Origin of the sequence: Daejeonella sp. (assembly GCF_049655485.1) — a bacterium.
Lineage (GTDB): Bacteria > Bacteroidota > Bacteroidia > Sphingobacteriales > Sphingobacteriaceae > Daejeonella.
Genome location: NZ_JBASJU010000193.1, coordinates 1 through 7,044, shown reverse-complemented (window position 1 = coordinate 7,044; position 7,044 = coordinate 1). Strand labels below are relative to the sequence as shown.

8 protein-coding genes and 1 riboswitch are annotated in these 7,044 nt (G+C 40.8%); all 8 genes read left to right on the top strand.

Features of this window, described 5'->3' with window-relative positions; genetic code table 11:
* Window positions 1-453 (top strand): ORF6N domain-containing protein (locus WBJ10_RS08375; RefSeq protein WP_424289222.1); only part of this gene is annotated, 453 nt, incomplete at its 5' end.
* Window positions 454-1,175: 722 nt separating this feature from the next.
* A riboswitch (TPP riboswitch) is annotated at window positions 1,176-1,263 on the top strand.
* A 56-nt stretch (window positions 1,264-1,319) separates the two neighbouring features.
* On the top strand, window positions 1,320-1,523 hold the full coding sequence (gene thiS, locus WBJ10_RS08370) for a sulfur carrier protein ThiS (RefSeq protein WP_424289220.1): 204 nt from the start codon (window positions 1,320-1,322) through the stop codon (window positions 1,521-1,523).
* Window positions 1,524-1,546: 23 nt separating this feature from the next.
* On the top strand, window positions 1,547-3,430 hold the full coding sequence (gene thiC / locus WBJ10_RS08365; RefSeq protein ID WP_424289218.1) for a phosphomethylpyrimidine synthase ThiC: 1,884 nt from the start codon (window positions 1,547-1,549) through the stop codon (window positions 3,428-3,430).
* 3 nt (window positions 3,431-3,433) lie between these two features.
* On the top strand, window positions 3,434-4,042 hold the full coding sequence (locus WBJ10_RS08360) for a thiamine phosphate synthase (protein ID WP_424289216.1): 609 nt from the start codon (window positions 3,434-3,436) through the stop codon (window positions 4,040-4,042).
* Window positions 4,018-4,773: a hydroxymethylpyrimidine/phosphomethylpyrimidine kinase gene (locus WBJ10_RS08355; protein ID WP_424289214.1), complete on the top strand. Its 756-nt coding sequence runs from the start codon at window positions 4,018-4,020 to the stop codon at window positions 4,771-4,773. The genes WBJ10_RS08360 and WBJ10_RS08355 overlap by 25 nt, the downstream gene beginning before the upstream one ends.
* 2 nt (window positions 4,774-4,775) lie before the next feature.
* Complete coding sequence (locus tag WBJ10_RS08350) at window positions 4,776-5,426, top strand: thiamine phosphate synthase (protein WP_424289212.1); 651 nt, start codon at window positions 4,776-4,778, stop codon at window positions 5,424-5,426.
* Window positions 5,427-5,430: 4 nt separating this feature from the next.
* Window positions 5,431-6,198 carry a thiazole synthase gene (locus WBJ10_RS08345; protein ID WP_424289210.1) on the top strand — a complete coding sequence of 256 codons (768 nt, stop codon included), beginning with the start codon at window positions 5,431-5,433 and terminating at the stop codon, window positions 6,196-6,198.
* A partial coding sequence (gene thiH / locus WBJ10_RS08340; RefSeq protein WP_424289208.1) for a 2-iminoacetate synthase ThiH occupies window positions 6,191-7,044 on the top strand: 854 nt, incomplete at its 3' end. The genes WBJ10_RS08345 and thiH, both read left to right, overlap by 8 nt.

Sequence of the window (7,044 nt, the reverse complement as noted above, 5' to 3'; positions counted from 1 at the left end):
CTCGCAATATTGTACCAGGTAGAGACCCGATCTTTAAAACAGGCTGTGAAACGTAATATCTTACGATTTCCGGCTGATTTTATGTTTCAGTTAACCAAAGAGGAATGGCAGGAGCTTATCACAATTTGTGATAAGCTACCCCCGACAGCTAAATATAGCCCATCAACCCCATTTGTTTTTACAGAACAAGGTGTGGCTATGTTGTCAAGCATTTTGAATAGTGAAAGAGCGATCCATGTAAATATTCAAATCATACGAATTTTTACCCGACTAAGATTAATGCTTACTGACAATACAGAGATACGTTTAGAGGTTGAAAAGATCAAAAACAAATTAGACAATCAAGACAAAAACATGGAAATTGTATTTCGATATCTTGATGAATTGCTTGAGAAAAAGGAAAGTCCTCTTCCACCTAGAAAACGAATTGGGTACAAACCGGATGAATTGTAATTTTTATTGTTCCAGCGGACTTTCAGCCATCTTTTGGTAAGCCACCGATCTCTAAGTGAATGATGGTGTCAAGAGAGCATGGAATAAATCGGACTGAAGGATGAGGGAGAATTTATGCCGTGAAAGCTCTTTACTCCTGAAATGAGCGGGAGACCTTTGCTGCAATAAAAAGGAGCGGAATACTTTAGTTTCTAACCTGAGTTTGATTATAAATAATTATAAATACTTGGATCTGGGCGTTCGGGCGGGCTTTTTGTTGCAATCTTTTTGCCATAGTGGCAAAAATGATTTGCACTGCAATCCCTAACGCGAATTCCGACAACTGTTTCATGGAAATTAGTTATAACGCCTAAAAGAGGTCTAACCGCTATTTTATTTATCGAACTCGGGTTTCGAGGTTATATTTGCCTCTTTATTTTACATCGCTACAAAACAAAAAATACACAACCCATGTCCCACCCAGGTCGCTGAACTATCTGAAACTCTTCCAAAGACTATAGACAAAGCCAGAAACCAGCTTGAGGCAAGTGCTCTGGGCAATAAAATCATCAAAAAAGCGACTTCAGAAGAAACTTCTTAAAAGCTTCAACAGTTTGCAGGGGGGGGCAGATCAACATTTGGGATTTTTGGAGACCCAGCAATTTTGATTTGTGAAAAATTGTTAGTTTGAATAATTTAATTCTTTAAAGCTAATCTTTAAATTTTTTTATTTTTACATTTACAAAAAACTTTAGGGGTGCCTTGTGCTGAGAAATACCCTTTGAACCTGATGCAGTTAGTACTGCCGAAGGGAAAAGTGAAACAAATCCAATTTGTTTTCCATTCCTTAAAACGGGGCCATTCCTATAGTTAATACTAGCCATAGGATGGACATTACCGTAAATCAACAAAATTATTCCGTAACCGAACATTGCTCACTGCAGCAAATGCTTTCTGTTGTTATACAGCAGCCTTTAAAAGGCATAGCTATAGCTGTTAATGAAACGATAATTTCAAAGAGTAACTGGGAAACATACCTGTTGAACGCCGGTGATCAAATCATTCTGATTAAGGCAACTCAGGGCGGATAATCTTAAAAAACAATTATATTCTGATGAAAAACGAAAATATCCCGGGAGAACAAGCAATCAGCTGCACTCCTTTTCCTTCCTCACGTAAAGTGTTTGTTAAAGGACAGATACATGATATACAGGTTGCCATGCGCGAGGTTAGCTTAAGCGACACCAAACTACATGGAAGATTTGGAGAAACAGAGCCAAATGCGCCTGTAACCATTTATGATACCAGCGGTCCGTACACAGATTCAAATGTCGATATTGATATCAGACAAGGCTTACCCCGTCTTCGTGAACAATGGATTTTAAATCGTGGCGATGCAGAGCAATTAGATCATATTTCTTCTGAATATGGTCAGCAGCGTGCCAGTGATAAAAATTTAGATGCTCTCAGGTTTGCTCATATCAGCAAACCCTATCGTGCAAAACCCGGCATGAATGTATCCCAGATGCATTATGCCAAAAAAGGGCTTATAACTCCGGAAATGGAATATATAGCCATCAGGGAAAATCAGCGTATCGACCTGTTAAAAGAACAGCTTCAGGGCCAGTATGATGTGATGGCTCATCAGCACCAGGGACATAGTTTTGGCGCCAATACACCAAAAGGATATATAACGCCTGAATTTGTAAGGCAGGAAGTAGCATCAGGACGCGCTGTTATACCTTCAAACATTAACCATCCTGAAATTGAGCCTATGATCATCGGCCGTAATTTCCTGGTCAAAATTAATGCTAATATTGGAAATTCTGCGGTTACATCAGGTATCGAAGAAGAGGTTGAAAAAGCTGTTTGGGCTTGTCGCTGGGGAGCAGATACAATAATGGACCTGTCTACCGGTAAAAATATACATGAAACCAGGGAGTGGATCATTCGTAACTCACCAGTGCCTATTGGCACGGTTCCAATCTACCAGGCGCTTGAAAAAGTGAACGGTAAAGCCGAAGATCTTACCTGGGAACTGTTTAGAGATACATTAATTGAACAGGCCGAACAAGGGGTGGATTATTTCACCATACATGCCGGTGTATTACTAAGATATGTTCCGCTTACGGCAAAACGTATTACCGGCATTGTTTCACGCGGCGGATCTATCATGGCCAAGTGGTGCCTTGCTCATCATAAAGAAAACTTTCTCTATACACATTTTGAAGATATATGTGAGATCATGAAGGCTTATGATGTATCCTTCTCCCTGGGCGACGGATTAAGGCCAGGCTGTATTGCCGACGCTAATGATGCTGCGCAATTTGCTGAACTGGAAACTTTGGGCGAGCTGACTAAAATTGCCTGGAAGCATGATATTCAAACGATAGTCGAGGGGCCGGGACACGTACCGATGCACCTGATTAAAGAAAATATGGAGAAGCAATTGCAGCATTGTTCCGAAGCGCCTTTCTATACCTTAGGTCCGCTGACTACGGATATTGCACCTGGTTACGACCATATTACATCGGCTATTGGCGCTGCTATGATTGGCTGGTTCGGTACAGCTATGCTTTGTTATGTAACACCTAAAGAACACCTGGGATTGCCTAATAAAAAAGATGTAAAAGACGGGGTTATCACCTATAAGATCGCAGCTCATGCCGCGGATCTGGCTAAAGGCCATCCGGGTGCACAATACCGGGATAATGCTTTAAGTAAAGCCCGTTTTGAATTCAGATGGGAAGACCAGTTTAACCTTTCGCTTGATCCGGATACGGCTAAAGAGTTTCATGATGAAACTTTACCTGCTGATGGCGCTAAAATCGCCCATTTCTGTTCTATGTGCGGGCCGAACTTTTGTTCAATGAAGATTAGCCAGGATGTGAGAGATTATGCTAAAGATAAAGGCTTCAATGATGAAGATGCCCTGTCGAAAGGCATGGAAGAAAAGTCGAATGAGTTTAAGCAAAAAGGAAGCGAAATCTATCTGTAAATAATGAAACTGATACTTATTTCAAGCCCGGATCAGGTGAATGATGAAGTCAAAATCATCAATGAACTATTTGAACTGGGTTTGGAATATTTTCATATTCGCAAGCCTGCAGATACTGCGGAACAGGTAAGAAAGTTGATTGCCGGTATAGAACCGGACTATTATCCCTGCATCTCACTGCATCAGCACCATTGTTTAGCAGAAGAATTTGGAATCAAACGCCTTCACTATACTGAAAATGAGCGCAGTAAATTGAAAAATAATACGTTGGAAGGGCTTATCACCGATGGATTTATATTAAGTACCTCTATACATGATCTGTCCTTATTAGCTTCCTTAAATGAATATCATTATGTTTTTTTCGGGCCCGTTTACAATAGTATTTCAAAGCAAGGCTACAAAAGTGTTTTACCGCCGGGATTTACACTTAGCGCAATGAAGGCTTCACCCTTGATTATTGGAATAGGCGGCATCGAGGCGAAGAACATGGATAGTATAAAAAAAATGAATTTTGACGGGGCAGCAATTTTGGGCAGTATCTGGAAAAATACAGAACAAGCAGTGGAAAATTTTAAAATTATACAAGAATGTATAAAGATCGTCCATACGTAATCAGTATTGCCGGTTTTGACCCCAGTGCAGGTGCCGGGCTGTTGGCGGATATAAAAACATTCGAACAGCATCAGGCTTATGGATTTGGTGTTTCCACAGCATGGACGGTGCAAAATGATTCTGAATTTTTAGAAATTGAGTGGATGGAGCCTGCTCATATTATAAAACAGCTTAAGCCTTTGGTCTCAAAGTTTGATATTAAAGCGTGTAAAATTGGTCTGATCCAAAATCCCGGAGTATTATTAGAAGTAATATCCTTTCTTAAATCAAATAATCCTGCCATTAAAATAGTATTAGACCCGGTTTGGAAAGCAAGTGCCGGCTATAAATTCAATAACTGGGATACAGGCCTGCCCATATTAAAACAATCACTTATTAAAATCGACCTGATTACGCCCAATCTTGCTGAAATGCAATTCTTAGGCGGGAGTCAGGATGTGATATCATCTGCACGTGCATGGGCCAAATATTGCCCGGTACTGTTGAAGGGCGGCCACCATGAGCAAAATCCTGCCCTGGATCTGCTGTTCGACCAGGATGATTTTTATGAAATTACACCAGCAAAAGTTTCTTTATACCCAAAGCATGGTTCGGGCTGCATCTTATCTTCAGCAATAGCATCTAATCTGGCCCTGGGGCTTCTGCTGCCGGCTGCCTGTAAGAAAGCAAAATTATATATCGAAGACTATCTGAACAGTAATCCAACACTATTGGGGTACCATAAAGCATAATTATGATTGATAAATTACATTATATCTCTCAGGGGAACGAAACCAGTTCTCAGCTCGATGCAATTAAAAATGCTCTTGATGCAGGCTGCGGATGGATACAGTTAAGGATTAAAAACCAGCCTGAAGCTGTGATCTTAAAATGTGCCCTTGAAGCAGCTAAACTTTGTGAAAAGTATAAGGCCAGATTGATTATAAATGATCATCCTCATATAGCCCTGGAATCAGGTGCGTATGGGGTTCATTTAGGACTTAATGATATGGAAATTAAAAAAGCCAGGGAAATAACTGGTAAAGAGATGATTATAGGCGGCACAGCAAATACCTTCGAACATATCAGGCAAAGAGTGAATGAGGGGGCCGACTATATAGGCCTTGGTCCTTACAGGTTTACCACTACTAAACAAAACCTGAGTCCTGTAATAGGTTTGGAAGGATATAAATTGATCATGCAGCAAATGCTGGATAGTAGTATCATGATACCCGTAATTGCTATTGGGGGAATTACATTGCCGGATATTTCTTTAATTATGCAAACTAAAGTATATGGTGTGGCTATTTCTGGTGCATTAACAGATAATCCGGACAAGAAGAAAACAGTTGAAGCTATCTGCCGGCTTGTTAGTGATACAAAACCTGAAGCGATTAAAAATTAAAATTATGTTGAAAATAGCTGATAAAATATTTAATTCCCGTTTATTTACCGGTACGGGTAAATTCAGTTCGTCTGAACTGATGGAAGAAGCGCTGCTGGCATCAGGCTCTGAATTGGTTACAGTTGCGCTTAAACGTGTGGATGTAAATGAAAAGGATGATGATATATTAATTCGCTTAAAGCATCCCCATCTGAATTTATTGCCAAATACATCAGGGGTGCGAAATGCTAAGGAAGCGGTATTTGCAGCCCAGTTGGCGCGTGAAGCACTTGAAACCAATTGGATAAAACTGGAAATACATCCGGATCCGAAATATTTAATGCCCGATCCTATTGAAACCTTAAAAGCAACGGAGGAGCTGGCTAAATTGGGATTTGTGGTTTTGCCTTATATACATGCCGACCCGGTTTTGTGCAAGCGTCTGGAGGATGCAGGTACATCAGCTGTAATGCCTTTAGGCTCGCCCATTGGCAGCAATAAAGGTCTAAAGACCATTGATTTTTTAGAGATCATCATTAGTCAAAGCAATGTTCCGGTAATTGTGGATGCGGGAATAGGCTCTCCTTCTGATGCAGCATGGGCACTTGAAATTGGGGCCGATGCAGTATTGGTCAATACAGCCATAGCAGTATCAGGCAATCCGGTACAAATGGCCAGAGCTTTTAAACTTGCAGTGGAAGCCGGTCGTTTAGCATTTGAAGCGAGATTAGCATTATTATCAATTACTCATGCTGTTGCAAGCAGCCCCCTGACTTCTTTTTTGAATGAATAGTTTTTGGGATGTATTTCAGACCTGTAATTGGGATGAAACCAAACAAAGTATCTACACTAAGACAAGCGCTGATGTAGAACGGGCTTTAGAAAATTCAAAAAGAAATCTGGAAGATTTTAAAGCGTTGATTTCCCCAGCGGCAGCCCCATACCTTGAACAGATGGCGCAGATCAGTCAGAACTTAACGCTTAAACGTTTCGGTAAAGTGATACAGATGTATGTTCCCCTTTATCTTTCCAACGAATGTAATAATATCTGTACTTACTGTGGTTTTAGCTATGAGAACAAGGTAAAGCGCAAAACGCTGTCCCCGATGGAAATTATGCAGGAAGTGTCGGTCATTAAAGATATGGGATATGAGCATGTGCTGTTAGTGTCGGGCGAAGCAAACCAAACGGTACATGTTGATTATTTTAAGAAAGTGCTTGACTTAATTCGTCCGCACTTTGCGCATATTTCTATGGAAGTGCAGCCACTTGACCTGGAAGACTACCAGCAATTAACACCCTATGGTTTAAACACCGTGCTGGTTTACCAGGAGACCTATCACCAGGATGATTACCGTAAACATCATCCTAAAGGGAAAAAGTCGAATTTTCAATACAGGCTGGAGACGCCCGACAGGGTAGGACAGGCAGAGATACATAAAATGGGTTTAGGCGTGCTGATCGGCTTGGAAGACTGGAGAACAGATTCTTTTTTTACCGCCATGCACTTAAATTATCTGGAAAAAAGATACTGGAAAAGCAAATACAGTTTATCATTTCCAAGACTAAGGCCTTTCAGCGGTGGTCTGGAACCTAAGGTTGAAATGAATGATCGCGAGCTTGTGCAGCTGATCTGCGC